Origin of the sequence: Haloferax profundi (assembly GCF_001469865.1) — an archaeon.
In the GTDB taxonomy this organism is placed as follows: Archaea; Halobacteriota; Halobacteria; order Halobacteriales; family Haloferacaceae; genus Haloferax; species Haloferax profundi.
This window is the reverse complement of the sequence record NZ_LOPV01000330.1, coordinates 1-2,542: the sequence shown is the minus strand read 5'-3', so window position 1 is coordinate 2,542 and position 2,542 is coordinate 1. Positions and strand designations below refer to the sequence as shown.

Genomic DNA, 2,542 nt, shown 5'->3' with positions numbered 1-2,542 from the left:
CAGGTCACTCGAACGTACCAGACTCAGTTCGAGGCACCGTCGAACCCCGGAGAAATCGTCTTGACCGACGTGCAAGCCACCCAACGCAGCGGTTCCGTTGAGATATCAGCGACCGCCGGAAACGTTGGTTCGAGTGCCGTCGAAGGTGTTGTCGTCTCGGTGCCCGGTTCCCAGCGCGTGGACCAGAGCACCTACTTCGTCGGGAGCATCGACGGGAGCGACTTCTCGTCGTTCACGCTCAATTCAGACGTCTCTGGCAACGTCTCTACCGTCCCGGTCGAGGTGCGATACAGTATCGGTGGCGTCGAGCGGTCGTTCACGAGGGAGGTCAGTGTCGACCGCAGCACCGTGAGCCAGCAGTCGACTGGTAGTGGTGGTCTCCCGCTTCTTCCAGTCGGAGCGGTCGCCGCAGTTGCACTCGTTAGCATCGTTGGCTACCTCTGGTGGAGATGAGGAGTCGTGACACCGGACATCCCCGCCTCCGACGAGACAGCGCGGACAGATACAAACGACGACAGCACACCGAACCAGATGGCCTCTAGTACCGACGTGATAATTCGCGGTGAGGACGTCGTAAAGGAGTATCAAACCGGAAACCAAACGGTTCGAGCGTTGAAAGGAATCGACTTCGAGATTGGACCGTCCGACTTCGTCGCCATCGTCGGCCCGTCTGGTAGTGGGAAGTCGACACTGCTTAACCTTCTGGGGCTACTCGACGTTCCGACCAACGGCACGGTTTTACTCCGTGGTTCGGACGTCTCGACGTTCACCGATGGCGACCGAACAGAAAAGCGCAAGCGGACGATTGGGTTCGTCTTTCAGAGCTTCTATCTAATCCCGACCCTGACGGCCTTGGAAAACGTCGAAATGCCGAGGATGCTCGATAAGACTCCCGTCGAGACACGCGAGCGTGCGACGACGCTGCTTCGTCGAGTCGGTCTCGGTGACCGACTGGATCACTATCCGGACGAACTCTCCGGTGGACAGAAACAACGGGTCGCCATTGCTCGAGCGTTGATAAACGACCCCGAGATTCTCCTCGCAGACGAACCGACAGGGAACCTCGACAGAGACACCGGCGACCGGATTCTCACATTGTTCGACGAACTACGTGCCGAAGAAGACGTCGCCGTCGTCACGGTCACGCACGATGCGTACGTCGCAGACGAAGCTGACCGTGTGGTCGACCTCGTGGACGGTGTCGTGAAGACAGAAGACGAGCGTGGACGAGATGCGGGGAAGAAACAATGATTGCGGGTGTCTCGACGCAGTCTGGTCTCGTCGACTACGCTGCCATCCCGAAGCGAGTTACTCGTCGATATCTAATGAGTGGTGGTCGTTCGTGAACCGACTCCGCCGCATCGTCGCGCAGTTCCCAACTCTCGTGTTGGCACGGCGGAACCTGTCGCGGGCAACTGCCCGATCTACCCTCGCCGTCGTCGCAGTCGTCATTGGTGTCGTCGCCATCGGAACGATTGGGACGGGAGGAGAGGCGTTCAAACAAGACCAACTGGATGCGTACGAAGGGTTCGGCGGAACCGCGACTGTCGACCCTGTGTTTTACCCTGACGAAAACGAGACTGCCGGTCGTCACTTCGACGACGGTGATATCGACCGGATGCGACAGGCATCGGGAAGCGCAACGGTCCTCCCCGTCGTACAGCGGTGGGATGCGGTGGTACAGACACCCTCCGGTGAGGCCATCGTCACGGCGCAGATACAGGGGCTCGGAAATCCTGGGTCGTTCTACGATGCGCAGGCGGGGACCATCCCAGAAAACTGGCGAGAGAGCGTCGTCGTTGGCTCTCGTATCGCGGAAAACAACGACATCCAGCCCGGCGACCAAGTAACGGTCACGGTGAACGGAAGCTTCGACCAGTCGTTCCGAGTCGCAGCAGTCCTCGAACCACAGGGGTTCGCTGACCAGTTGATGGCCGACCGCGCCGTGTTCGTTCCGCTCGCCCAGTTCGAAGACCCTGAATACGACCGTGTCATCGTCAGCGTCGATTCACGAACCGCCTCAATTGACGACGCCGCCCAAGGTATCGAATCAGAGTTCAACACAAGACGGCGAAACGTCGACGTCGAGAAGGTCCAAGAACAGCGAGAACAGTTCGAACAACTGTTCGGGACCATCAACCAGTTCCTCATCGGTGTGGGTTCGATATCCCTCCTCGTAGCCGCGGTCACAATCGCGAACACGATGCTGATGTCAGCGATAGAACGCGAGCGTGAAATTGGGGTGATGCGCGCGGTCGGCTACCCGAAGACTGCTGTCGTCAGCCTACTGGTCGCCGAGTCGGCCATCCTCGGTCTGATTGGCACCGCGATCGGTGTCCCGATAGCGCTCTTTCTTGGGATGGTGCTCAATCAATTACTCGTCGGTAGCCCACTTGCTTTCACGACGACCGGACTACAGTACGTCACAATTGGAGCAGTCTTCGGCATCGGCACGTCCATCCTCGCTGGGGTCTACCCCGCGTGGAAAGCAGCGAACAAACGGCCAGTGGAGGTACTGGGCTAATGCGACCGAGACACAACA

At 59.1% G+C, this 2,542-nt stretch carries 2 protein-coding genes and 1 pseudogene; all 3 read left to right on the top strand.

Annotated features, from left to right (window positions below):
* Positions 1-453: pseudogene (locus tag AUR66_RS22085) on the top strand (hypothetical protein); the annotation flags it as partial.
* 6 nt (positions 454-459) lie between these two features.
* A complete protein-coding gene (locus AUR66_RS12840; protein ID WP_058572741.1) occupies positions 460-1,251 on the top strand; it encodes an ABC transporter ATP-binding protein in 792 nt (263 codons plus the stop codon).
* Positions 1,252-1,342: 91 nt separating this feature from the next.
* The gene (locus AUR66_RS12835; protein WP_058572740.1) at positions 1,343-2,524 is read left to right on the top strand and encodes an ABC transporter permease; all 1,182 of its coding nucleotides are present in this window, start codon (positions 1,343-1,345) and stop codon (positions 2,522-2,524) included.
* Positions 2,525-2,542: the final 18 nt, after the last annotated feature.